Consider the following 24,020-nt stretch of genomic DNA (forward strand, 5'->3'; position numbering starts at 1 on the left):
CACCGTGAAGCCGAACACCAGCGCCGACCCCTACACCCCGCACAGCGGCGATCGTCGGTGGAGCGCGGCGCACTACGAGCTCCGTCTCGGCTACCGCGTGGCGACGAACCGGCTCGACGGCACGGCGACGGTCACCGCCCGGGCGCACGAGCAGCTCGAACGGATCGTCGTCGACCTGCACGGGCTCACGGTCGACCGTGTGGACGTCGACGGGAAGCGCGCGAGGAAGGTCAGCACCGCGACCCACAAGCTGACGGTCACACCGGCGGAGCCGATCACGGGCGGCAGCGAGTTCACCGTCCACGTCAGGTACCGCGGCACACCTCGTCCGATCCGGAGCCCGTGGGGTCAGGTCGGCTGGGAGGAGCTGACCGACGGCGTCATCGTCGCCGCGCAGCCGACCGGGGCGCCGTCGTGGTTCCCGTGCAACGACCGGCCCGACGACAAGGCGACCTACCGGTTCGAGATCACCGCCGAGGCCGCGTACGACGTCCTCGCGAACGGTGAGCTGCTCGGCACCGACCGCACGCGGGCCGGCACGACCTGGACGTACGCGACGACCGAACCCATGGCGACGTACCTGGCGACCGTGCAGATCGGTCGGTACCGCACGACGAAGCTGCGGAGCCCGCGGGTCCCGGTGACGCTGCACCACCCCGCGGACCTCCAGGCCGCGGCGAAGACCGACTTCGGCCGGGTGCCGGACATGCTCGCGCTCTACACCGACCGGTTCGGCCCGTACCCGTTCGCCGCGTACGGGGTGGTCGTGACCGACGACGAGCTCGAGATCCCGCTCGAGGCCCACGGTCTCGCGGTGTTCGGCCGGAACCACGTCGACGGCGAGCACGGCACCGACCGGCTCATCGCCCACGAGCTCGCGCACCAGTGGTTCGGCAACTCCGTGACGGTCGCCCGCTGGCGCGACATCTGGCTGCACGAGGGCTTCGCCTGCTACGCGGAGTGGCTGTGGTCCGAGCACCGCGGCGGCGAGACCGCCGACGTGCTCGCGGAACGGTACCGGCAGGGGCTCCTCGACCAGCCGCAGGACCTCGTGGTGGGCGATCCCGGCGCCCGGGACATGTTCGACGACCGGGTCTACAAGCGCGGCGCCCTCGCCCTGCACGCACTCCGGCGGACCGTCGGCGACCCCGCGTTCTTCGCCGGGCTGCGGACGATCACCGAGCGGCACCGGCACGCTTCCGTCACGCCGGACGACGTCCTCGACGCCTTCGCCGGCGCCGCGGGCGTGTCCGTCGACGCCGTCCGTGCCGTCACGGCGCCGTGGGTCGAGGAGTCGGGCGTCCCCGGGCTGCCCGCGGACTGACGGCCGCCACCGCGGGGCAACGCGCGCGCGTGCCCGCGGACAGCGTGGACGCGACGCGAGCGCGGACGACCGCCGACGGCGTCAGACGACGCTCGCCGGCACGTCGACCGTCACGGCCTCGCCGGCCCGACGCACCTCCCGCCAGACGTCGTCGAGCGAGAGCCCGACCACGGCGGCGAGCGCCGCGACCGTCCCGAACGACGGCGTCGCGATGCGTCCGGTCTCGATCTTCCGCAGGGTCTCCGGCGACACCCCGGCCTCGAGCGCGACGTCGAGCATCGACCGATCGGCGCGGGCGGCGCGGAGCAGCGCCCCGAGCGCACGACCGCGGGCGAGTTCGACGGAGCTGAGCGGAAGACGGACCATGCACCGATAGTAATACCAGTACGATCATCCCGTGATCGAGATCCTGAACCCTGCCGAGGTCGACCGCGCCCGCCGCACCGGAGCCCTCGTCGGCACGATCCTGCAGACGCTCCGCGAGCGCACGCGCATCGGCACGAACCTGCTCGAGATCGATCGGTGGGCGGCGCAGCTCATCGCGCAGGCCGGAGCCGAGTCCTGCTACGTCGACTACGCACCCTCGTTCGGCCGCGGCCCGTTCGGGCACCACGTCTGCACGGCCGTGAACGACGCCGTCCTGCACGGACTCCCCCACGACCGGGCGCTCGCCGACGGCGACCTGCTCACCCTCGACCTCGCCGTCTCGCTCGACGGCATCGCCGCCGACGCCGCGATCAGCTTCGTCGTCGGCACCGCGGACCCCGCCGACTCCGCGCTGATCGACGCGACCGAGCGGGCCCTCGCCGCCGGGATCGCCGCTGCCGGCCCCGGCGCCCGCACCGGCGACCTCTCCCACGCGATCGGCACCGTGCTCGAGGGCGCCGGCTACCCGGTCAACGTCGAGTTCGGCGGCCACGGCATCGGGTCGACCATGCACCAGGACCCGCACGTCGCGAACACCGGTCGGCCGGGCCGCGGCTACACGCTCCGCCCCGGGCTCCTCCTCGCCCTCGAGCCCTGGGTGATGGCCGACACGGACGTCCTCGTCACCGACCCCGACGGCTGGACCCTCCGCAGCGCCACCGGAGCGCGGACGGCGCACACCGAGCACACCATCGCGATCACCGACGACGGTGCCGAGGTGCTCACGCTCCCCAGGTGACCGGCAGTCCCCCTGCGGCGACCGCGAGCACGAGGTCGGGCCCGGGCCGCACGACGTCGACCGGCTGCGCGACCCCGGCGAGGACCGCCAGGCCGTGCTCGATGTCGACGTCGACCGAGCGCGGGTCGACCCGGAGGCCCCGGCCGTCCCGTTTCAGGACGGCCTCCTTCGCCGCCCAGCACGCTGCGAGCACGTCGACGTCGCCGTGGGCCCGGTCGAGTTCCGCCGGCGTGAAGGCGTCGAGCGGCGCCGCGGCCACCCGGGACACACGTTCGACGTCGATCCCCACCGCGTCGGGTGCGACCGCGAGGGCGGTCACGCCGCTCGTCCGAGACAGGCTCACGCCGACCTCCCGGCCGTCCAGGCTCGCCCACGGACGGCCGTGTGCGGTGCTGCCGCAGTGCGGGCAGTCGCGCCCCGCGCGCACCGCGGCCACGTCGGCGCCCGTCGTCGACGCGACGGCGGCGACCAGGGCCTCCCGGTCGGCCGTGCGGTCCGCGCCCGCCGGGCGCAGGGTCACGACGACGGACCGGAGGCACGACTCACCCACGGAGGAAGCCTACGTGGGTGAGGGGTTCCGTCAGCGACGGATCAGGCGTGGGTGAGCGCGATCAGCGCGACGTTCATCGTGCTGTAGAGCCCCTCGGAGCGCGTAGCCTGGCGGACGCGTCCGCGGAGCACCTCGTACCGGCCGTCCTCTTCCCGGACGAAGCCGATCACGCCGCTCGCCGGGGTCGACACCCGGTGGTAGCCGTCCTCGAGCGGGACGACCTCGGTGTTCAGTGTTCGCTCCATTGCTGTCCCCTTCCGCTCGTCGTCGAACAGTGGCGCCAGCATACCCCGGTGTGGGGGACAAATCGTTCGGACCTGTGCGGATGACGGATGTTCGTCCACAGTGCCGGGGTCCCCGGACCGACGGGTGCGTGCCCTGGATAGACTCCGGGCAACGGCGCCCCCAGGTGCCGTCCGGGGGCATCGACCATGGTCCCCGCGGGTCGGATGGAGGACGGATGCGCGCGGTCCACGGCGGACAACCGGTCGGGGTCGGGGACGGCCCGGAGAGCGGAAGGTCCCGCCCCGTGCGCTGGGCCACCCGCCTGCTGACCGCACTGCTCACCGCGTTCCTCGTCCTCGCACCCGCGACCGCGTCCCACGCCACCGCGCCCTTCCAGCTCCAGGGCGGCGCGTACGTCGTCGACCAGGCGAACGCCCTGACCGCTGCCCAGCAGACCCGGGTGGAACAGGCCGTGCAGGACCTCTACGACAAGACGAAGACGCAGCTCTACGTCGTCTACGTCCCGACCTTCTCGGACCCCTCCGACCACACCGCGTGGGGCGACGCGTTCCGCGAGCGGAACCAGATCGACTCCGACAGCATCGTGCTCGCGGTCGCGGTGGACGACCGCATCGCGGACGTCCACCAGACGAACGAGACGGCCCTGTCCTCGTCCGACGTGCAGAACGCCTACCAGGACGATGCCGTCCCGCAGCTCCGGGACGGCAACTGGGCAGCCGCCGCGACCGCGTTCGCCGACGGACTCGCGCAGACGCAGGACCCGCCGGACCTCACGGCGCTGTGGGTCGTCCTGCTCGTCGTCGTGATCGCGATCGTCGTGGTGGTGCTCGTGGTCCGTGCGCGCAACAAGCGCCGGACCGCCGCGGCCACGAGGGCACAGGAGGAGTCGCTCGCGGGGCTCGAGCGCACCGCCGGGGGCGCCCTCGTCACGATCGACGACGAGCTGAAGACCGCAGAGCAAGAGGTCGGGTTCGCCACCGCCCAGTTCGGTCCCGACGCCGCGAAGCCCTTCGCCGATGCCGTCGCCACCGCGAAGCGCAACGTCCGCCAGGCGTTCACGTACCAGCAGCAGCTCGACGACGAGATCCCCGACACACCGCAGCAGCGCGCCGAGTGGGCGAACCAGATCATCGCCATCTGTGAGCAGGCGCACGCAGCGATCGAGGCGCAGACCGAGTCGTTCGACGAGCTCCGCGCGCTCGAGGACGGTGTCGAGGACGCGGCGACCGCCCTCGCCGCGGACGTCGCACGCGCGCCGGGGTCGGTCACCGCCGCCGCGGCCGCCCTCGAGCGGGTCCGCGCGTCGTACTCCGGCCGGACCCTCGCCACGGTGTCCGACAACGTCGACCAGGCGAAGCAGGTGCTCGACTACGCGACGGAACGGTCCGCAGCGGCCACGGCGGCGATCGCGTCCGGAGACAAGGGCGAAGCCGTCGTCGCCGTACGTGATGCCCAGCACGCCCTCGCGCAGGTGCAGCAGCTGACCGCGTCGGCGACCGCCGCCGAGACGACCTTCGCGGAGGCGTCGGCGCGCGCCCAGGCGATGCGCGCCGACGTCGAGGGCGACGTCGCAGCCGCACGGTCGATGCGCACGAGCAGCCCCGAGCTCGCGGCGGCCGTCACCCAGGCCGAGACGGTCCTGCAGCAGGGCATCGACCCGAAGGACCCGATCTCCGCCGTCGACGCCCTGACGAAGGCGAACACCGACATCGATGCCGCGCTCGCGACCGCCCGGGGGATCGAGGAGCAGAACCAACGCGCCGCACGGGCCCTCGACGACGCCCTGCGCGACGCCCGCTCCCGGATCAGTCAGGCGCGCGAGTACATCGCCCTCCGACGCGGAGCGGTCGGACCGACGGCACGGACCCGGCTGTCGGAGGCCGAGCGGGCCCTCGACGACGCGGTCGACCTCGCCACGGCGAACCCGGGCCAGGCGCTCCAGGCCGCCCGCGCCGCCGAGCAGTACGCTGCGGCCGCGATGGACGAGGCCGGCAACGACATGGGCGGCTGGCCCGGTGCCGGTGGCGGCGGGAACGGTGCGCAGCTCGGCGGCCTCGTCACCGGGCTGGTCCTCGGTGGCCTGCTCGGCGGGCGTGGCGGATCGTTCGGTGGCGGATCGTTCGGCGGAGGCGGCTTCGGGGGCGGCGGCTTCGGCGGAGGCGGCGGCGGCTTCGGGGGCGGCGGCGGCGGGGGCGGCGGGGGCTTCTCCGGCGGCGGCCGCTTCTGACCCGGCACCGCGACCCGGCACCGCGAAACGCCACCACGAACCGACACGACCACCCGGACCACCCACACCAGACAGCAGGACCCGGTACTCCTCCAGAAAGGGAACAGCAATGGCCAAGCAGACGATCTTCGGTCGCATCTCCTCGCTCATCCGGGCGAACGTGAACCAGCTCATCGACAACGCCGAGGACCCGCAGCTCATGCTGGACCAGCTCGTGCGCGACTACACGAACAACATCGCGGACGCCAAGACCGCGATCGCGCAGACCATCGGCAACCTCCGCCTGCTCGAGCAGGACCACGAGGAGGACAAGAAGGCCGCCGCCGAGTGGGGGCAGAAGGCCGCCAACGCCTCGGCAGCCGCGGACAAGTACCGCGCCGAGGGCAAGACCGAGGACGCCGACAAGTTCGACAACCTTGCCAAGGTCGCGATCGGCAAGCAGATCGCCGCCGAGCAGGAGGTCAAGGACAACGAGGGGCCGCTGGCGACGCAGAACGAGCAGGTCGAGAAGCTCAAGGCCGGCCTCGCGGGCATGGAGCAGAAGCTCGAGGAGCTCAAGTCCAAGCGCGACTCGCTCGTCGCCCGCCAGAAGACGGCGGAGGCGCAGTCGAAGGTCAACGACGCCATCGGCAACATCGACATCACCGACCCGACCAGCGACCTCAACCGCTTCGAGGAGAAAGTCCGCCGCGAAGAGGCGAAGGTCCTCGGGCAGCAGGAGCTCCAGTCGTCGAGCCTCGACGCCCAGTTCGAGAGCCTCGAGGACGTCGGCAAGGACGCCGAGGTCGAGGCCCGGCTCGCGGCGCTCAAGAGCGGCGGGTCGTCGAGCATCTGACGCGCGCCGGTACGCGCTGACCCAGCGTGCACCCAGCACGCACCCCGGACGACGTCGGGCCCGGCTGCCAGACTGGCACGATGCAGTTCATCGTGGTCGGTCAGTGGCAGGGTTCGGCGTCGTCCCGTGCGATGCGGCTCGGGGACGGTGCCGCAGCGATCGCGGCGGACCTTCCTCGCGCCTCGACGACCGTGGTCGAGGTCCCGCCCGGTGCCGGCGACCGACTCGAGACCGCGATCGCTCGCTACACGTCGGTGCGACAGGTGGCCGAGCGGGTCGCCGAGGAGTCGAGCGTCGCCCCCGAGGCGCCCTTCGTCGTCGGTGGAGACGGCGCGTCGTTCCTCGGTGCGACCATCGGGTTCGACGACGACACCGCGCTCGTCCGGATCGCCGGGTCCACGGGCTACCGCCCGCTGAACCGGGCGCAGCCGGTCGCGGCCGAGGCAGCAGCGCTCCGGATCATGGTCGACCGGCCGGACGACCTCTTCCCCGACCTGCCCGTCCTGTCCGGCTCGAAGGTCGTCCTCGCCGGTGTCCGCGGCACCGAGGACAGCGAGCTGACCGCACTCGAGCGTGCCGGCATCCGCACGCTCGACGTGGACGCAGCCACTCCAGAGGCCGTCGACAGCGCCGTGAGCGCCACCGGGGCCGGTTCGGTGTTCGTGCACGTCGACCTCGACGTGCTCGATCCGTCAGAGGTCGACGGACTGCTCGAACCGGTGCCGTTCGGCCTCGACGGAGGCGGCCTGGTCGAACGCATCACCGCGGCGACCCGGGGCCGACGGCTCGTGGGCGCGGCACTCACCGGGTTCGCCCCGGTCGACCCGGACCGGGCCGTGGACGACCTCGGCGTGATCCTGCGGGCCGTCGGCGCCCTCGCGAACGCGGCGAAGACCCCCTGAGCCCCGCGCCGCCGCTCGCGCGGCCGCCACGCCGGGTAGCGATCGCGGTCGGCATCCGGAGACCGTTGCCGCGTAGGTTGGCAATATGACGGACTACGACCTCATCGTGATCGGCGCCGGCGCAGTCGGCGAGAACGTGGCGGACTACGCCCACAAGCGCGGGCTCTCGGTCGCGATCGTGGAGGCGGAGCTCGTCGGTGGCGAGTGCTCGTACTGGGCGTGCATGCCCTCGAAGGCGCTCCTCCGCAGTGGTCACGCGCTCGAGGCGGCCAAGCGCCTCGACGGTGCCGCGCAGGCCGTCACGGGCAGCCTCGACGCCGCGCACGTGCTCGCCCGTCGCAACTCCTTCACCTCGGACTGGAAGGACGACGGCCAGGTGTCCTGGCTCGAGTCCGCCGACATCGCGCTCATCCGCGGACACGCGCGCATCACCGGCGAGAAGACCATCGAGGTCGACGGCACGGAGCACACCGCACGTGCGGCCGTGGCCGTGGTCACCGGCTCACTGCACACGCTCCCCGACGTCCCCGGCCTGGCCGAGGCACAGCCCTGGGGCACCCGCGAGGCCACCAGCGCGCAGGAGGTCCCGGAGAGCCTGCTCGTCATCGGCGGCGGTGTCTCCGGCTCCGAGCTCGCGACCGCGTGGGCGTCGCTCGGCGCGAAGGTCACCCTCGTCGCCCGGCACGGCCTGCTCGGTGGCATGGAGCCCTTCGCCGGCGAGCTCGTGGCGGACGCCCTCCGTGCCCGCGGTGTCGACGTCCGCACCGGCGTCAACCCCGTCCGGGTCGACCGCGACGAGCACGGCCTGGTCACCACCACGCTCGACGACGGCTCGACGGTCGTCACGAGCGAGGTCCTCGCCGCCACCGGACGTCGCGCCCACACCGCCGACCTCGGTCTCGAGACGGTCGGCCTCGAACCAGGCGCGTGGCTCGACGTCGACGACACGATGCTCGTGCACGGCACCGACTGGCTCTACGCGGTCGGCGACGTCAACCACCGGGTGCTCCTGACCCACCAGGGCAAGTACCAGGCCCGTGCCGCCGGAGAGGCCATCGCGGCGCGGTACCAGGGCACGCCGCTGAACACCGAGCCGTGGGGTGCGCACGTCGCCACTGCCGACCACGCCGCCGCCCCGCAGGTGACGTTCACGGACCCCGAGGTCGCGAGCGTCGGGCTCACCGAGGCGAAGGCGCGCCAGCAGGGCCTCGACGTCCGCACCGTCGAGTACGAGCTCGGCAACGTCGCCGGCGCCGCGCTGCAGGCCGACGGCTACACCGGACGTGCGAACCTCGTCGTCGACGAGTCCCGCGGGGTCGTCGTCGGAGCCACGTTCGTCGGCCAGGACGTCGCCGAGATGCTGCACGCGGCGACGATCGCAGTCGTCGGTGAGGTCCCGATCGACCGCCTCTGGCACGCGGTCCCCGCCTACCCCACGATGAACGAGGTGTGGCTGCGGCTCCTCGAGACCTACGGCCGTCCGGCGTGAACCCCTTCGTCGACTCGGTGCTGTCCCGGGCCGGCTGGCTGTTCGCGACCGCGGTCGGCCTCGCCGTCGGACTCCCGCTGTCGACGGGTCCGGTCCGGGTCGTCGACGGGCTCGTCGTCTGCTCGGGTCTCCCCCGCTGGGCGTTCCGGCGAGGCGGCACCTGCGTCGGCTCGGTGTACCTGACGCGCGACAACGACGGCGACCGCGTGCTCCGGCACGAGCGGGTCCACGTCGCGCAGTGGAAGCGGTACGGCATGGCGATGCCCGTCCTCTACGCGATCGCAGGGCGCGATCCGCTCCGCAACCGGTTCGAGGTCGAGGCCGGCCTCGAGGACGGCGGCTACGTCCGCTGACGCGGTGCGAGACGGACGGGAGGCACGTGGCGGCGCCGCCACGTGCCTCCCGTCCGTCCACCGCCGGCCGCGTGACGCCGTCGCGTCAACGCTGAGCGGGCCCCGCCAGTCCGAACGACCGCCCGTCCGTCCGTCGATCCCGCAACACGCCGCTTGCGCCTCGCCGCGATCGCAGGACGCGCGTCGCGAGCCACGAACGTGACCGGCCCGTCCTGCGTCCAGCCGCGCCCGAGGTTCCGCGACTCGCCGTGTGCGGGGCGCCGAGGTTTCGTGGATCGGCGTCAGCGAGCGCGAGATGCCAGGATCTCGGAACTTCGCGGCGCCGCGCGCGAGCCACGCGCTCCACCCCCGAGGTTCCGCAACTCCCCGCGCGCCGGTCGCCGAGGTTCCTCAGGGCGGCGTCAGCGAGCGCGAGATGCCAGGATTGCGAAACCTCGACCCGGCACGCGCGCGCCTGACCCGCCGCACTCGCTCGCGCAGCGGGTCAGGCGGCGGGACGCCTCGGGACGACGAGGGGCGTGCCGGTCTCCGGGTCGGGGACGACGACGCACGGCAGGCCGAACACGTCCTCCACCAGGGACGCCGTGAGGACCTCCGACGGGGTCCCCGCGGCCACGATCGACCCCGCCCGCATCGCGATGAGGTGCGTCGCGTACCGGGCGGCCTGGTTGAGGTCGTGCAGCACGGCGACGACGGTGCGCCCCGCACGGTGCAACCCGGCGGCGAGCTCGAGCACGTCGTACTGGTGCGCGATGTCGAGGAACGTGGTGGGTTCGTCGAGCAGCACGATGTCGGTCTGCTGCGCGAGCACCATCGCGATCCAGACCCGTTGCCGCTGCCCGCCCGAGAGCTCGTCGACGCTGCGGTCCGCGAGCGCCACCGTGTCGGTCTGCTCGAGTGCTGCCTGGACGGCCGCCCGGTCGGACCCCGACGACGGGTGCAGGAGGTCCTGGTGCGGGAAGCGTCCACGCGACACGAGGTCGCGCACGGTGATGCCGTCGGGGGCGATCGGCGTCTGCGGCAGCATCGCCACGCGACGCGCGGCGGCCTTCGGCCGGAGGGACGTGATCGGTGCCCCGTCGAGGTACACCGTGCCCGCGCTCGGTCGCAGCGTCCGCGCGAACGACTTCAGGAGGGTCGACTTGCCGCAGGCGTTCGGGCCGATGACCACCGTCAGCTCACCGTCGGGGACGTCCACGTCGAGGTCCGACACGACCACGCGGTCGTCGTACGCGAGCGTCAGCCCACGGGCACCGAGCGCCGTCGTGGGGAGGGCGGTGGTGGGCACCGCCGCGGTCAATGCTCGGCCTTGCCGTTCCGCCAGTAGCCCATGAACGCGACCTGCTCCCGGTCGAGACCGACGCCGCGGACGAGGTGGCGGCGCAACTCCTTGACGCAACCGGCCTCCCCCGCGATCCAGGCGTACACCGGGCGCTCGTCGACGGGGGCGGGGACCTCCCAGAGGACCTGCTCGTCGACGTCCACCTCGGTGAAGTCCGCCGGGTCGGCGCAGACCGCGGGCGCGCCCCCGGCCGTCGTCGCCGTGACGGTCGAGGCCCACGCGTGCACCTGGTCCGTCATCCGGACACCGTGCGATGCGCCGTTCCGGGCGATCCACCGGACCTCGACCCCGGACGGCGCGCGCACGGGCAGACGGTCGGCGTCGGTCGGGACCTCGATGAAGACGTGACCGACGGTGGCGACGTCGAGGGCCTCGAGGATGGCGCAGATCGCCGGCGCGGCGGTCTCGTCGCCCGCGAGCAGGATGCGGGTCGCGGTGCCGGGAGCGAACTCGGCGGCACCGGTCGGCAGCTCGTCGGGCGACTCCGGCACACGGGGCCCGACGATCCGGATCTCGTCACCCACCCGGCAGCCGGACACCCAGCGGGAGGCGGGTCCGGCGTCACCGTGCGCCACGAAGTCGATGTCGAGCTCGTGCGCGTCGGGGCGGAACGACCGCACGGTGTACGTGCGGAGGGGGTTGCGCACCGCATCCGGCAGCTCGCGCCAGGCGCCGTACCAGTCGCCGTCCTCGGGCAGCTCCGAGAACCCGTGGCCCTCGATCGGCAGCATGACCTTGATCCGCTGGTCGAGCCCGACGGCGGAGAACTCCGCGAGTGCGTCGCCCGTCAGCGTCACCCGCACGAAGTGCGGGGTGAGGGACGTGACGGCTGCCACGCGGACGGAGAAGATGCGGTACCGGGCTGCCACGCGTCCAAGTATGGCATGCCTTACCTAACGCGGCCAGGGTTCCACACGGTGGCAGGATCGTGCCGTGTCCGATCGTCTCGACCCCGAACCCGACGACGAGTTCGCCGACCTCGCCCGTCTCGCCGCCGCGAGCGGCGTGGCGGAGCCGCTGCGCGCCTCCAGGCAGGTGGTCCGCACCCCGGACGGACACGACGTGTCCGCGATCCGGTGGGGCGACCGGGAGGCCCGGATCACCTACCTGCACGGGCTCGGCATCGACGCGCACAGCTTCGACCAGACGGCCATCGCCGTCGGGGCGCCGGCGGTGGCGCTCGACCTGCCCGGCCACGGCCGATCCTCGTGGCGCGACGACGCCGACTACGGTGCGAGCGCGACCGCGCCGACCGTGCTCACAGCGCTCGACGCGCTGCACGTGCCACCGGGAGTCCTCGTCGGGCACTCGCTCGGCGCCATCCTCGCGGCGCGGATCGCCGCGACCGCCCCGGAGCGCGTGACCGGCCTCGTGCTCGTCGACATGTCCCCGGACTTCGCGCAGCGGGCCGTCGACCGGATCGCCCGCGCGCTCGAGGACGAGCAGCCGTTCACCTCCCTCGACGAGGTCGTCGACCGCGCCGTCGAGGCACGGGTCGGCCACGACCGCGAGGTCCTGCTGCGCGAGGCCCGGCACACCACGCGACTCGGCGCCGACGGACGACTCGTGCGTCGACACCACTTCCCGCACCTGCCGAAGGGCCGCACGGCATCGGTGGGGCGGTTCGCCGACGCCTGGCCGGACCTCGAGGCCCTGGACGTGCCGATCCTCCTCGTGCGCGGTGACCGCGGCTACGTCTCGCCGAAGCTGCACGCCGGGTTCGCCGAACGCCTGCCGCACGCCCGCATCGTGACGGTCGAGTCGCGGCACGCGGTGCAGAACCAGGCGCCGCTCGAACTCGCACGGGCGATCCGGGCATGGACGGACGATCACGAATTGTTGCACCCGGAACAGAAACCGTCGCAGCACGGCTCCGCACGCCAGTAGTCTCGTGCGAGCGCCACGCGACGACCGTCGCCACGAGCGTCCGGAAGGAACCCACAACCCATGAGTCCGCTCCTCCCCCGCACCGCCGCGTCGAAGCGGGCACGCCTCGCCGTCGTAGCGACCGCGGTGGCCGTCGCGTCCGCACTCGCTCTGACCGGCTGCTCCGGTTCGTCGAACGAGCAGGGCGGCGCAGACGCCACCGTGCGCGTCGGCCTGGTGCTCGAGCCCACGAGCCTCGACATCCGCACGCAGTCCGGCGCCGCGCTCGACCAGGTGCTCATCGACAACGTGTACCAGGGCCTCGTCGGCCGCACGACGGACGGCGAGATCCGGGACGTGCTCGCGTCCTCGCACCAGGTCTCCTCCGACGGCCGCACGTACACGTTCACCCTGCGGAAGGGGACGTCGTTCCAGGACGGCAAGCCCGTCACGGCAGCGGACGTGGTGTGGTCGCTCCAGCAGGTCAAGGACAACGACACCTACGTCGATTCCGCCAAGCTCGCGAACGTGTCCTCGATCACCTCACCGTCGTCGGACACGGTCGTCCTGCGGCTGTCGAAGCCCGACTCCGACCTGCTCTGGAACCTCACGGGTCGCTCGGGGCTCGTGCTCGAGAAGGCCGCGAAGAACGACCTCTCCGACTCGGCCAACGGCACGGGCCCGTTCGAGGTCGCGTCCTGGAAGCAGGGCGACTCGCTGACCTTCGACCGCAACGACGACTACTGGGGCACGAAGGCGAAGGTCGCCAAGGTCGTGTTCCGCTACATCACCGACCCCTCGACCGCCGTGAACGCGATGGCCAACGGCGACCTCGACGTCCAGACCGCGGTGGACGGCACGCTCAAGAGCCAGCTCCAGGGCAACCAGGACATCACGCTGCACACCGGCAGGACGACCGACAAGTACACGCTGGCGTTCAACGACAAGAAGGCGCCGTTCACCGACAAGCGGGTCCGCCAGGCCATCCGGCAGGCCATCGACGCGAAGGCGATCATCAAGGCGATCGGCGGCACCGGCGTCGAGCAGGGCGGACCGATCCCGGAGCTCGACCCCGGCTACCAGGACCTCACCTCGATCGACGCGTACGACCCCGCGAACGCGAAGAAGCTGCTCGCCGCGGCCGGGAAGCCGAAGCTCGACCTGACCCTGACCTACGCGAACATCTACCCGGCGACGATCGGTGACGTGCTGAAGTCGCAGCTCGCCGACGTCGGCATCACCCTGACGGTGCAGCGCGTCGACTTCGCCACCTGGTTGTCGAACGTCTTCTCGGCACCGAAGTCGGGCGAGCGCACGTTCGACATGAGCATGGTCGACCACGTCGAGGCGCGGGACTTCGGCAACTGGGCGAACCCGGACTACTACTTCGGGTACGACAACGAGGAGGTCCAGGACCTCTACGCGCAGTCCCTCGCCGCCACGAGCGAGTCCGCCAAGGTCGAGGCGCTCCGGAAGGCCGCGAAGATCGTCTCCGAGGACGCCGCCGGCGAGTGGCTGTACACGTCGACGTCGATCACCGCCGTCCGGAAGGGCGTGACGGGGGTCCCGTTCGACGGTACGAACTCGCGGCTCGACCTGTCCGGCGTCGCCGTCGGGTGACCCGGCCGGCCCCTCAGTAGCATCGACCCGTGACCCGGTTCCTGATCGGGCGGCTCCTGCTGCTCGTCGTCGGCCTGCTCGTGGCGAGCATCATCGTGTTCGCCACGCTGCGGGTGCTGCCGGGCGACGTCGCGCAGATCGTGGCCGGCACCCAGGCGACGCCGGAGCAGGTGGCGCAGTTGCGACAGGCGCTCGGGCTCGACCGTCCGGTGGTCGTGCAGTACCTCGACTGGATCGGCGGGCTGTTCCGCGGCGACCTCGGCCGGTCGCTCGTGACCGGAGGCGCCGTCGCGCCGGAACTCGTACAGAAGCTCAGCGTGACGCTGCCCCTCGCCGGCATGTCGCTCGTCGCGGCCCTCGTCCTCGGGGTGCCGCTCGGCGTGCTGGCCGCCGTGCTCCGCAAGCGTGCGGGCGGCGCGGTCATCGGGTTCGTCGCGCAGGCCGTGGCGGCGGTGCCGATCGTCTGGGCCGGCATGCTGCTCGTCGCCCTGTTCGCCGTGACGCTGCACTGGCTGCCGACCCAGGGGTTCCCGCTCGACGGCTGGCAGGAGCCGGGTCGCGCGTTCTCCTCGCTCGTGCTCCCGGCGCTGACGATCGGCGCGGTCGAGGGCGCGGTCATCCTCCGCTTCACCCGCTCGGCGACGCTCGGCGTCCTCGACGCCGACCACGTCCGGACCGCCGCGGCGATCGGGCTCACCCGCACGCAGGCCCTGCTCCGGCACGGCCTGCCCTCGGTCGCGCTCACGGTGCTCGCCGTGCTCGGGGTCCAGATCGCGGGACTGCTCGTCGGGGCGGTCGTCGTCGAGCAGCTCTTCTCGCTCCCCGGGGTCGGCCGGATGCTGGTCACCGACGTCGGACGCCGGGACGTGACGAAGGTGCAGTCGGAGCTCCTCGTGCTCACCGGGCTCGTGCTGCTCGTCGGCTTCGCGGTGGACGTCGTGCACCGCACACTCGACCCCCGGCAGCGGGAGGCGTCGTCGTGATGCGTCGCCTCCTCGCCCGTCCGACGGGTGTCTTCGCCGTGGTGGTGCTCGGCCTGCTCGTGGTGCTCGCAGTGGTGTCGCTCGTGTGGACGCCGCAGGACCCCTTCCGTGCCGACCCCTTCCACCAGTGGGAGGGCCCCAGCGCCGCGCACTGGTTCGGCACCGACGCCTCCGGACGCGACATCGCCAGCTACCTGCTCGCCGGCACCAGGACCACCGTCCTCGTCGCCGTCGGGTCCGGGGTGATCGCGAGCGTCGTGGGCGTCGTCCTCACCGCGATCGGTTCGCTGACCGCGCGGTGGGTCCGGGAGGGCACGGCGGTCCTCCTCGACATCCTCGTGGCGTTCCCGACGCTCCTCACCGCGATGCTCCTCACCGCGGTGTACGGCGGTTCGCTCGGCGTCGTGATCGTCTCGGTCGGCCTGTCGTTCGGCGTGACGATCGCCCGCGTCGCCCGCGGGGAGATCCGCCGCATCGCCCGGAGCGACTACGTCACCGCGGCCCGGGCGTCCGGGGTCGGTGGTGGCGGCGTGCTGCTCCGGCACCTCGTCCCGAACGCCGCACCGCTCTTCACCGTGCAGCTCTCGCTCGCGATGGCGACCGCGGTGCTCGCCGAGGCCGGGCTGTCGTACCTCGGCTACGGCGCCGGGTCGAACACGGCCTCGTGGGGGTCGCTCCTCTCCGACCTGCAGGCCTACATCGGCGTGCACCCGTGGAGTGCGACCTGGCCGGGCGCGTCGATCGCACTGGTCGTCGCGGCGCTGTCGCTCCTCGGGGACGCGGTGCGCGACGCCACGGATCCGCGACTGACCACCGCCGACCGTGCGTCCGACGCGGGCGACGAGGATCCACCCGTCGCTGGTCCGGGCCCGCGCGCGGGCGCGGGCACGGGCACGGGCATCGGCTCCCCCGCCGACCGCGACCGCGCAGCGGGCGCCGAGCCGGGGGTGACTGCGTGACCGACCACACCGACGCGACCGGACGTACCGACGCGACCGGACCTACCGACGCGACCGGACACACCGATGCGACCGATGCGACCGGCGGGCTCGAGGTGCGCGACCTCACGGTCCGGATCGCGGGGCGGACGATCCTCGACCGCGTGACGTTCACCGTGCCTCCCGGCCGGCGCCTCGGCGTCATCGGCGCCTCCGGCTCCGGGAAGTCGATGACCGCCCTCGCGCTGATGGGTCTGGAGCCCGCCGGGGCGGCCGTCACCGGCAGCATCCGGCTCGACGGCACCGAGCTCGTCGGACTGCCGGACCGGGAGCGCGCGCGCCACCGCGGCTCCGGCATCGGGATGGTGTTCCAGGAGCCGGGCACCGCGCTCGACCCGCTGCGCCGCGTCGGGGCGCAGATCGCCGAGCCGCTCCGACTGCACCACGGGCTCGACCGGCGGACCGCCGCGACGCGAGCGATCGCGCTCGCCACGGAGGTCGGCCTGCCCGACCCGGCGTCACTCCTCCGGCAGTACCCCCATCAGCTCTCCGGCGGCCAGCGTCAACGTGTGTGCATCGCGATGGCCGTCGCGGGTGACCCGGCGTACCTCGTCGCCGACGAACCGACGACCGCGCTCGACGTGACGACCGAGGCGCGCATCCTCGAGCTGTTCGAGCAGCGGTCAGCGGGCATCGTGTTCGTGACCCACGACCTCGCGGTCCTCGCCCGGATCGCCGACACCGCGGTCGTGCTCGACGCGGGACGCGTGGTCGAGCAGGGTTCCGTCCAGCAGCTGCTGTCCGCGCCGGAACACCCCGCGACCGTCGCCCTCGTGTCCGCCGCCCGGGCGACCGCCCGCCGCACCCCCGGAGGAGACCGGTGACCGCACTGCTCGAGGGCACCGGACTGCACCGGCACTACCGACTCCCCCGTCGGGGTCCGTTCGAACCCGGCCCGGTGCGGACCGCGGTCGACGGCGTCGACCTGGCGGTCGCCGCCGGCAGCCGCCTCGGGGTCGTGGGCGAGTCCGGCTCCGGCAAGTCCACCCTGGTGCGGCTGCTCGCCGGCCTGGAGGTACCGACCGCCGGGACCGTGTCGGCCTCCGGACGCCCTGTTGTCGCGTCGGCGTCGGCGCGTGCGCTGCGCTGGTACCGTCGCGAGACCGGCGTGGTGTTCCAGGACCCGTACGCCTCGCTCGACCCGCGCATGCGGGTGGGGGCGATCGTCGCCGAACCGCTGCGGGCGCTGCGGGTCCCCGGTTCGCACGCGTCCCTCGTCGAGTCGGTCCTCGAGCGGGTGGACCTGCCCGCGGACGCCGTGTCGCGGTACCCGCACGAGTTCTCCGGGGGCCAGCGGCAGCGCATCGCGATCGCGCGGGCAGTGGTGCACTCGCCGCGGATCCTGTTCGGGGACGAACCGATGAGCGCCCTCGACGTGGTGGTCCGCGCACGCGTGATCGACCTGTTCCGGTCGCTCGCGGACGACCTCGGGCTGACCCTGGTGCTCGTGTCGCACGACATCGGCGTGGTGCAGCGGCTGTGCGACACGGTCGCGGTGATGTCGGCGGGGCGGATCGTCGAGCACGGGCCGGTGTCGCTCCTCGACGCGCCGCAGCACCCCGTGACCCAGGCCCTGGTGGCGGCGGCGCCGACCCTGCCGTAGGGCGGGGGCCTCGGGCCGAGCTCGGGCCGGTCTCGGGCGGCGAGTCCACGAAACGCGCGCGTTTCGACATCCCACGCGTCGATCGACGCGTGCTTCGTCGGAACATGCACGCGCCCGCCGGTGGTCGCGTGTCGCACGTGCGTCTCGTGCCGTCGGGTCGTCGCACGCGCAACGGGCGACGGCGCCGCTGTCGTACGACGACGGCACGGTCACATACGGGCGCACGCAACAGGTGCACACGCAACGGACGACGGGCCCGCTCTCGGACGACGACGGGACCGTCGTCCGCCAACGGCAGTCGTGCGACGACGGCCCGCGCGCCTGGCTCGTCCACACCCAGCCACGCCGCACCAGACCCCACGGCCGGGGTCCGCGACGACCCGGACGGCAGGCGCATGGCGGCGCTGCCACGGCCCTCCCGTCCGACGGTCAGGCGGTCCAGGCGGGCGGGTGTCGCCGCTGCCAGCGGAGCCGGCGCTCGAGCTGGGCGCCGATCGCCAACAGCACGCGCTCACCGCCGGGGCGACCGATGAGCTGCACCCCCATCGGGAGCCCGCCCCCGTCGGGGTGCTCGTCGTCCGTGACGCCCACCGGCAACGTGATCGCGGGCAACCCGGACACGTTCACCATGGACGTCCACGGTGAGTAGGCGCACTGCCGCCGGAAGTCCTCCTCCGGGTCGTCGCCGTACCAACCGAGCGGACGGGGCGTCAGGGCCAGGGTCGGCGTGAGCACGGCGTCGAACCGGTCGAACGCGCCGATGAGCGACACCGAGAACGCGTCGAGCGCCGTCATCGCGTCGAGCACCCGCGGGCCGGTCAGGCGCCGTCCCCGGGCCACGAGCCACCCGACGAGGGGCGTGAGCTGCCGCAGGTCGATGCCCGGCACGAACGGCAGCCGCGCCGCGCTCGACTCCCACGCCACGCGGAAGGCGTCGGCGTAGGGCGTGCGGGGCATCGCGACGTCCTCCACTCCGTGTCCGACCTCGCCGAGCACCCGGATCGCCGTCTCCACCGCGGCGCGCGCCGCCGGATCGACCACGACGTCGACGGTGTCGTCCCACGGCGACCCGTCGAGGACACCGACCACGAAGCGTCCCTCGCCACGGACGGCCGCCGCGGTGAACGGACCGTCGCCGACGTCCGGCGTGACGAGCGCGTACGGCTCCGGTTCGTCGAGCCCCGTCGGTCGGACGAGCGCGTCGAGCAGCATCCCGGCGTCGGCGACCGACCGCGTGAGCGGCCCCGCGACCGAGAGCCCGCCGACACCCGACCGGCCCGGCATCGCGGGGACACGGCCCCGGCTCGGCTTCAGCCCGACGAGACCCGTCGCCGCCGCGGGGATCCGGACGGATCCGCCGCCGTCGCTGCCGACCGCCGCGGGGAGCAGTCCGGCCGCGACCGCCACCGCGGCACCACTGGAGCTCCCGCCGGGGGCACGAGCGGTGTCGTACGGGTTGCGGGTCGTGCCGAAGCGCGTCTCGGACGAGGACGACATCCCGAACTCCGGCGAGGCCGTCTTGCCGAGACTGATGCTGCCCGCTGCGTCCGCCGCGGCGACGAGCGGGTGATCGGCAGGTGCTGGCTGCGCCCGCAGGCTGGTCGTGCCGTTGCGGGTGACGACACCCGCTCGGTCGTACAGGTCCTTGTCGGCAGCCGGGAGGCCCCACAGCGGTCGCGACGTCGGCACCCGTTCGCCGAGGTGGTCGGCCCGGTCGCGCGCGGCCTCGGCCGTCACGGTCACGAACGCGCCGAGGCCGGCTCCGGCAGGTCCGTCCGCGTCGAACCGATCGATCCGAGCGAGGTAGTGGTCGACCGCCTCCCGAGCGGTCACCTCACCGCGACGGATCCAGTCCCAGAGCTCCTGGGCGGACAGGTGGTGCAGTTCGAACACGGGGCAAGCCTAGGCGGCGCCCACCGCCGGTCTCCCTCGCCCGTCCGCCCTGTGGACGGATCCGGAACACCACAGCGCGCCGACGGGTTGTCCCCCGCGTCCCCGACGAAAGGTGTCCGAAGTGACGATGACCGTCCTGCTCGAGGTGCAGCTCCGCGCCGAGCTGCCCGCCGACGAGGTCGAGACCGCGATCCGCGCGACCCTCGCCCAGACCCGGGCCTTCCCGGGCAACGAGTCGCTCGAGGTGATCGTCGAGGACGCCGACCCGCAGCACGTCGTGGTCGTGGAGCGCTGGGCGACGGCAGCCGACCACTCGGCGTACGTCGCGTGGCGTGCCACGCCGGAGGGCGCGGCACGCCAGCTCGCGTCCGTCATCGCCGGACCACCGACGACCCGGACCTTCGACCGGTCCATCGCGCTCGACTGAGCGCCCGTCACCCGCGGACGCGTCGGTACCGGATGTGCGTCGTCAGCGGCGAGTGCAGCACCTCGACGGGCTCGAACCCGAACTCCTGCGCTCCGTCGAAGATGCGCTCACCCCTGCCGAGGAGCACCGGGGCGATGTCGAGCGTCAGCTCGTCGACGACGTCCGCGGCGAGCGCCTGCCGCACCGTCGACGCTCCCCCGGCGATGTCGACGCCGCGGCCGCCGGCGACCTCCACAGCGCGGGCGTACGCGGTGTCGAAGCCCTCGGTGACGAAGTGGAACGTCGTGCCGCCCGCCATCTCGATCGGCTCGTGCTCGTGGTGCGTGAGGACGAAGACGGGTGCGTGGTACGGCGGCTCCGGCCCCCACCAGCCGTCCCACGGTCCGTCCCAGGCACCGCGCACCGGCCCGAACATGTTGCGACCCATGACGTAGGCGCCGCGCGGGCGCATGAGCCACGCGGCTGCGGTCCGGTCTGCCTCGCCCACCTCGACTCCCGGCATGTGCCAGGTGTGCAGTTCGCCGCCGCGGACCCCGAGCGGGTGGTCGCGGCCCTGGGCCGGACCGGCGACGAAGCCGTCGAGCGACATCGACATGTGGCAGGTGGTGTCGGTGGTGGTGTCCTCGGGCATCGCGTGCTCCTCGTCGACGGTGGTGCCTCGATCATGGCAGGCGGGACGCGTGCGGGATGGGACGATTGGCGGATGACCGCCACCCTCGTCGCCAAGGACCTCGCCGGCGGGTACTCCGCCCGCACGCTGTTCGAGGGTGTCGACCTCACGGTCGCGCCCGGTGACGTGATCGGCGTCGTCGGGGTGAACGGCGCGGGGAAGTCGACGCTGCTCCGTCTGCTCGCCGGGGTGGACGAGCCGCTCGCGGGCACGGTGTCGACGTCGCCGTCGGACGCGTTCGTCGGGTGGTTGCCGCAGGAGCACGACCGGGTCGAGGGCGAGACGGTCGCCGGGTACGTCGCGCGGCGGACCGGCTGTGCGGCGGCGACCGCGGCGATGGACGCGGCCGCTGCCGCCCTCGGTGACCCCGGTGCGGGCGACAGTGAGGCCGACGCCTACTCGGTCGCGCTCGAGCGGTGGCTGGCGTCGGGTGCGGCTGACCTCGAGGAGCGGCTCCCCGTCGTCCTGGCTGAACTCGGACTCGGTGCCGGTCCGGCAGACGGGGCCGGGTCGGCTGTGGCCGCCGTCGGACCGGACTCGCTCATGACCTCGCTGTCCGGTGGCCAGGCGGCACGGGTGGGTCTCGCCGCACTGTTGCTCTCCCGCTTCGACGTCGTGCTCCTCGACGAGCCGACGAACGACCTCGACCTGGACGGGCTCGCGCGGTTGGAGCGGTTCGTGCAGGGGCTGCGGGGCGGGGCCGTGCTCGTGAGTCACGACCGCGAGTTCCTCGCCCGTTCGGTCACCGCGGTGCTCGAGCTCGACCTGGCGCAGTCGTCGAACCGGCTGTTCGGCGGGGGATACGACTCCTACCTCGAGGAACGCGAGATCGCCCGCCAGCACAAGCGTGACGCCTACGAGGAGTACGCGGCGACGAAGGCCGACCTGGTCTCCCGTGCGCGCACGCAGCGCGAGTGGTCGAGCCAGGGTGTCCGCAACGCCATGCGCAAGAACCCGGACAACGACAAGATCCGCCGGCGCGCGGCGAGCGAGTCGAGTGAGAAGCAGGCGCAGAAGGTCCGCCAGATGGAGTCGCGCATCGCCCGGCTCGACGAGGTCGAGGAGCCCCGCAAGGAGTGGCGCCTGGAGTTCACCATCGGGCGGGCGCCGCGGTCGTCGGCGGTCGTCGCCACGCTCGTCGACGCGACCTTCACGCAGGGGGACTTCACCCTCGGCCCGGTGTCGCTGCAGGTCGACGGCGGGGACCGCATCGGCATCACCGGCCCGAACGGCGCCGGCAAGTCGACGCTGCTCCGCGCCCTGCTCGGACGGCAGGCGCCCAGCACGGGGTCGGCGTCTCTGGGGTCGAGCGTCGCGGTCGGGGAGGTCGACCAGGCGCGCGCGGCGTTCTCCGGCCCTGAGCCCCTGGCAGCGGCGTTCGAGGCCCTCGTCCCCGAGTACGCCACCGCCGACGTCCGGACCCTGTTGGCGAAGTTCGGCCTCAGGGCGGACCACGTCGGGCGAGCCTGCGCGGACCTGTCGCCGGGCGAACGCACCCGGGCCGGACTCGCGCTGCTGCAGGCCCGCGGCGTGAACGTGCTCGTGCTCGACGAACCGACGAACCACCTCGACCTCGCCGCCATCGAGCAGCTCGAGCAGGCGCTCGAGTCCTACGACGGCACGCTCCTGCTCGTCACGCACGACCGCCGGATGCTCGACACCGTCCGGCTCGACCGGCACTGGCACGTCGAGGACGGGCGAGTCTCCGAGCGCTGACCCCGCGGTTCAGGACGTCGGTGGCACCCCTGGCGCCGAGCCGTCCGCCGCGCCGCCGCGCACCCACGAGCCGAGCACCGGGCGCACCTCGACGGAGCCGCCCTGCACGGTCGCCGGGTTCGCGCGGGCGATCGCGACCGCGGCGTCGAGGTCGTCGGCCTCGATCACCCCGATCCCGTCGATCGCGGTCGCACCGGGCGCTCCGGGTGCCGGGCCGTCCCCGTCGATCCTGACCACGTCGTCGATCGCCCCGAACGCGAAGGCGGCGACGAGCGCACCGGATCCGATCAGGTCCTGGGCGTGGGCGTCGTGGGCGGCGAGGTCGGCCTGCGACGGCTCGCCCGGGCCTCCGTGGATGATGACGACGAAGTGCGGCATGGGCAGAGGTCTACCCCACGACGAGGCTCAGTGGAAGGGGCACCCGCGGACGCGGCCCCCGGAGCGCGGCTTCGTGGGCATGCGGCGGTGGTCCACCTCGAGTCCGTCCCCGAGGACCGCCACGCGCGGATCGCTGAGCGCGGCGACGGCGACGGCGAGTGCGGTGACGGCGAGCTTCTCCCCCGGACAGCGGTGTCCCGTGGCCACGTCGGCGCCGCCGTGCGGCACGAAGGTGCGGATGGCCTCGGCGTCCTCGACCCCGACGAAGCGCTCGGGGTCGAAGCGGCCGGCGTCGGGCCAGGACCGGTCGTCCGTGTCCGTCCCGAGGACGTCGAGGACGACACGACCCCCGGCCGCGAGTCGTTCGCCGTCGAGCTCGACCTCCCGGGTCGCCCAGCCCGGCAACATCGGGACGAAGGGTGCCGTGCGCCGGACCTCCTGGGCGAACGCCACGGCGAGCGGTCCGTCCACGAGGGTGCCGCGTGCCGCTGTCTCGAGCCCGATCCGGGACCGCCAGTGCGGACGATCGTGCAGCTCCTTCGCGGCGAACGCGACGAAGCGCGCCACGGCGACGGTCGGCCGCAGGACGTTCTGCAGCTCGACACCGGCGGTTCGGGCGGCCAGGAGCGCACCGGCGGGGTCGCGGTGCCACGCCCACTCGTGGAGCGCCGTCCCCGGAGCGGGTCGGAGACGCCCGGACCGCACGGCCTCGATGAGCCGCGCCGCGTGACGGTCGGACCAGTGCCGGTCGACGACCGCGAGCAGGTAATCCGGCGAGTACGGCACACCGAAGCCGTCCACGATCCGGGCGAGCCGTCGAGCCCACCGCGTCCTCGCGTCCGGTGTGCCGGGCAGTCCGGCCCACCGCATGACCGCTCGCCCGACGGCCCCGACCGCCGCCTCGTACGCCGAGCGGCGGCTGCCCGCGCTCCAGGCGTCGAGCTCGGCGGCCCACTCGCTTGCGAGGAGTGGCGCGATCCGAGCGACCTGCTCGTCCTCGTAGGCGACGTCGACGAAGGTCGCCTTGCGGTGACGGTGCTCGGCGCCGTCGAGGCTGTGCACGGAACCCACACCGAAGAGGGTGCGCTGCACGAGCGCCGGCATCGCCCCGTGGCGCGCGGTGCTGGCCTCGTCGTAGAACAGGTCGACGCCCTCGACGCCGCGGACGAGGAGCGCGGGTCGGCCCAGCAGGCGGAAGGGCACGGCCCGGGCGCCGGCGGTGGTCCGCCGCCAGAGGTGCGCGCCGAAGGCGTAACCGCGGATCAGGAGTCCGAGCGAGTCGTCGATCGCCATGGCCCCAGGCTGCCCTGGCCGGTCCGACACACCGCCCAGGAGCCGCGCGCGACGGATGCGGAGACCGGATCGTGACGATGGCAACGAGTGGCAACACGGCCCGCAGGCTTGTCCACGAGCCTCCGGATCCCGATGATGTT

The 24,020-nt window shown here is 73.3% G+C and carries 24 protein-coding genes; 15 read left to right on the forward strand and 9 right to left on the reverse strand.

The window, feature by feature from the left end; all coding sequences use genetic code 11:
• Positions 1 to 4: 4 nt before the first annotated feature.
• A complete protein-coding gene (locus ABC270_RS11755) occupies positions 5 to 1,324 on the forward strand; it encodes a M1 family metallopeptidase (protein ID WP_412880958.1) in 1,320 nt (439 codons plus the stop codon).
• Between the two features lie 81 nt (positions 1,325 to 1,405).
• On the opposite strand, the gene ABC270_RS11760 is transcribed toward ABC270_RS11755, so the two are convergent.
• Positions 1,406 to 1,690 carry a helix-turn-helix transcriptional regulator gene (locus tag ABC270_RS11760; RefSeq protein WP_412880959.1) on the reverse strand — a complete coding sequence of 95 codons (285 nt, stop codon included), beginning with the start codon at positions 1,688 to 1,690 and terminating at the stop codon, positions 1,406 to 1,408.
• Positions 1,691 to 1,721: 31 nt separating this feature from the next.
• On the opposite strand from ABC270_RS11760, the gene map reads away from it, so the two are divergent.
• Positions 1,722 to 2,489 carry a type I methionyl aminopeptidase gene (gene map / locus ABC270_RS11765; RefSeq protein WP_412880960.1) on the forward strand — a complete coding sequence of 256 codons (768 nt, stop codon included), beginning with the start codon at positions 1,722 to 1,724 and terminating at the stop codon, positions 2,487 to 2,489.
• Here map and ABC270_RS11770 read toward each other — a convergent pair.
• Together ABC270_RS11770 and ABC270_RS11775 are read right to left on the reverse strand one after the other, a co-directional pair.
• Positions 2,473 to 3,039, reverse strand: coding sequence for a 4'-phosphopantetheinyl transferase family protein (locus ABC270_RS11770; RefSeq protein ID WP_412880961.1), 567 nt, complete (start codon positions 3,037 to 3,039; stop codon positions 2,473 to 2,475). The two genes, map and ABC270_RS11770, sit on opposite strands and share 17 nt — an antisense overlap.
• A 41-nt stretch (positions 3,040 to 3,080) precedes the next feature.
• On the reverse strand, positions 3,081 to 3,284 hold the full coding sequence (locus tag ABC270_RS11775) for a hypothetical protein (RefSeq protein ID WP_290131554.1): 204 nt from the start codon (positions 3,282 to 3,284) through the stop codon (positions 3,081 to 3,083).
• A gap of 284 nt (positions 3,285 to 3,568) precedes the next feature.
• On the opposite strand from ABC270_RS11775, the gene ABC270_RS11780 reads away from it, so the two are divergent.
• The 5 genes from ABC270_RS11780 to ABC270_RS11800 all read left to right on the forward strand — a co-directional run bounded on the left by ABC270_RS11780 (position 3,569) and on the right by ABC270_RS11800 (position 9,091).
• Positions 3,569 to 5,512 carry a TPM domain-containing protein gene (locus tag ABC270_RS11780; RefSeq protein ID WP_412880962.1) on the forward strand — a complete coding sequence of 648 codons (1,944 nt, stop codon included), beginning with the start codon at positions 3,569 to 3,571 and terminating at the stop codon, positions 5,510 to 5,512.
• Between the two features lie 109 nt (positions 5,513 to 5,621).
• The gene (locus tag ABC270_RS11785) at positions 5,622 to 6,347 is read left to right on the forward strand and encodes a PspA/IM30 family protein (protein ID WP_412880963.1); all 726 of its coding nucleotides are present in this window, start codon (positions 5,622 to 5,624) and stop codon (positions 6,345 to 6,347) included.
• An 80-nt stretch (positions 6,348 to 6,427) separates the two neighbouring features.
• Complete coding sequence (locus tag ABC270_RS11790; protein WP_412880964.1) at positions 6,428 to 7,249, forward strand: arginase family protein; 822 nt, start codon at positions 6,428 to 6,430, stop codon at positions 7,247 to 7,249.
• Positions 7,250 to 7,334: 85 nt separating this feature from the next.
• A complete protein-coding gene (locus tag ABC270_RS11795) occupies positions 7,335 to 8,738 on the forward strand; it encodes a dihydrolipoyl dehydrogenase family protein (protein WP_412880965.1) in 1,404 nt (467 codons plus the stop codon).
• Positions 8,735 to 9,091 carry a Fe-S oxidoreductase gene (locus ABC270_RS11800; RefSeq protein ID WP_412880966.1) on the forward strand — a complete coding sequence of 119 codons (357 nt, stop codon included), beginning with the start codon at positions 8,735 to 8,737 and terminating at the stop codon, positions 9,089 to 9,091. The genes ABC270_RS11795 and ABC270_RS11800 overlap by 4 nt, the downstream gene beginning before the upstream one ends.
• A 484-nt stretch (positions 9,092 to 9,575) precedes the next feature.
• Here ABC270_RS11800 and ABC270_RS11805 read toward each other — a convergent pair whose 3' ends face one another.
• Both ABC270_RS11805 and ABC270_RS11810 read right to left on the reverse strand, forming a co-directional pair.
• Positions 9,576 to 10,379 carry an ABC transporter ATP-binding protein gene (locus ABC270_RS11805; protein ID WP_412880967.1) on the reverse strand — a complete coding sequence of 268 codons (804 nt, stop codon included), beginning with the start codon at positions 10,377 to 10,379 and terminating at the stop codon, positions 9,576 to 9,578.
• Positions 10,380 to 10,387: 8 nt separating this feature from the next.
• On the reverse strand, positions 10,388 to 11,302 hold the full coding sequence (locus ABC270_RS11810) for a siderophore-interacting protein (RefSeq protein WP_412880968.1): 915 nt from the start codon (positions 11,300 to 11,302) through the stop codon (positions 10,388 to 10,390).
• 64 nt (positions 11,303 to 11,366) lie between these two features.
• Here ABC270_RS11810 and ABC270_RS11815 point away from each other — a divergent pair, with 64 nt between their 5' ends.
• From ABC270_RS11815 to ABC270_RS11840, 6 genes are all read left to right on the forward strand, one after another.
• On the forward strand, positions 11,367 to 12,320 hold the full coding sequence (locus ABC270_RS11815; protein WP_412880969.1) for an alpha/beta fold hydrolase: 954 nt from the start codon (positions 11,367 to 11,369) through the stop codon (positions 12,318 to 12,320).
• Positions 12,321 to 12,380: 60 nt separating this feature from the next.
• On the forward strand, positions 12,381 to 13,919 hold the full coding sequence (locus ABC270_RS11820) for an ABC transporter substrate-binding protein (protein WP_412880970.1): 1,539 nt from the start codon (positions 12,381 to 12,383) through the stop codon (positions 13,917 to 13,919).
• Between the two features lie 29 nt (positions 13,920 to 13,948).
• Positions 13,949 to 14,902 carry an ABC transporter permease gene (locus ABC270_RS11825; RefSeq protein WP_412880971.1) on the forward strand — a complete coding sequence of 318 codons (954 nt, stop codon included), beginning with the start codon at positions 13,949 to 13,951 and terminating at the stop codon, positions 14,900 to 14,902.
• Positions 14,902 to 15,861, forward strand: coding sequence for an ABC transporter permease (locus ABC270_RS11830; protein WP_412880972.1), 960 nt, complete (start codon positions 14,902 to 14,904; stop codon positions 15,859 to 15,861). The genes ABC270_RS11825 and ABC270_RS11830 overlap by 1 nt, the downstream gene beginning before the upstream one ends.
• 95 nt (positions 15,862 to 15,956) lie before the next feature.
• Positions 15,957 to 16,724 carry an ABC transporter ATP-binding protein gene (locus ABC270_RS11835; RefSeq protein WP_412882087.1) on the forward strand — a complete coding sequence of 256 codons (768 nt, stop codon included), beginning with the start codon at positions 15,957 to 15,959 and terminating at the stop codon, positions 16,722 to 16,724.
• Entirely contained in the window at positions 16,721 to 17,503 is a 783-nt protein-coding gene (locus ABC270_RS11840) for an ABC transporter ATP-binding protein (RefSeq protein ID WP_412880973.1), read from the forward strand. Before ABC270_RS11835 ends, ABC270_RS11840 begins: the two co-directional genes overlap by 4 nt.
• Positions 17,504 to 17,932: 429 nt before the next feature.
• Here ABC270_RS11840 and ABC270_RS11845 read toward each other — a convergent pair whose 3' ends face one another.
• Entirely contained in the window at positions 17,933 to 19,396 is a 1,464-nt protein-coding gene (locus tag ABC270_RS11845; protein WP_412880974.1) for an amidase, read from the reverse strand.
• A 127-nt stretch (positions 19,397 to 19,523) separates the two neighbouring features.
• Between ABC270_RS11845 and ABC270_RS11850 the strand changes: the two genes are divergently transcribed.
• Positions 19,524 to 19,823, forward strand: coding sequence for a putative quinol monooxygenase (locus ABC270_RS11850; protein ID WP_412882088.1), 300 nt, complete (start codon positions 19,524 to 19,526; stop codon positions 19,821 to 19,823).
• A gap of 7 nt (positions 19,824 to 19,830) precedes the next feature.
• Here ABC270_RS11850 and ABC270_RS11855 read toward each other — a convergent pair whose 3' ends face one another.
• On the reverse strand, positions 19,831 to 20,454 hold the full coding sequence (locus ABC270_RS11855; protein WP_412880975.1) for a dihydrofolate reductase family protein: 624 nt from the start codon (positions 20,452 to 20,454) through the stop codon (positions 19,831 to 19,833).
• A 72-nt stretch (positions 20,455 to 20,526) separates the two neighbouring features.
• Here ABC270_RS11855 and ABC270_RS11860 point away from each other — a divergent pair, with 72 nt between their 5' ends.
• Positions 20,527 to 22,209 (forward strand): ABC-F family ATP-binding cassette domain-containing protein, encoded by a 1,683-nt coding sequence (locus tag ABC270_RS11860; protein WP_412880976.1) that lies wholly within the window; start codon positions 20,527 to 20,529, stop codon positions 22,207 to 22,209.
• A gap of 9 nt (positions 22,210 to 22,218) precedes the next feature.
• Here ABC270_RS11860 and ABC270_RS11865 read toward each other — a convergent pair whose 3' ends face one another.
• Positions 22,219 to 22,587, reverse strand: coding sequence for a YciI family protein (locus ABC270_RS11865; RefSeq protein WP_412880977.1), 369 nt, complete (start codon positions 22,585 to 22,587; stop codon positions 22,219 to 22,221).
• A 27-nt stretch (positions 22,588 to 22,614) separates the two neighbouring features.
• The gene (locus ABC270_RS11870) at positions 22,615 to 23,880 is read right to left on the reverse strand and encodes a cytochrome P450 (RefSeq protein ID WP_412880978.1); all 1,266 of its coding nucleotides are present in this window, start codon (positions 23,878 to 23,880) and stop codon (positions 22,615 to 22,617) included.
• Between the last annotated feature and the right edge of the window lie 140 nt (positions 23,881 to 24,020).

This window comes from Curtobacterium phoenicis (assembly GCF_047238015.1).
Lineage (GTDB): Bacteria > Actinomycetota > Actinomycetes > Actinomycetales > Microbacteriaceae > Curtobacterium.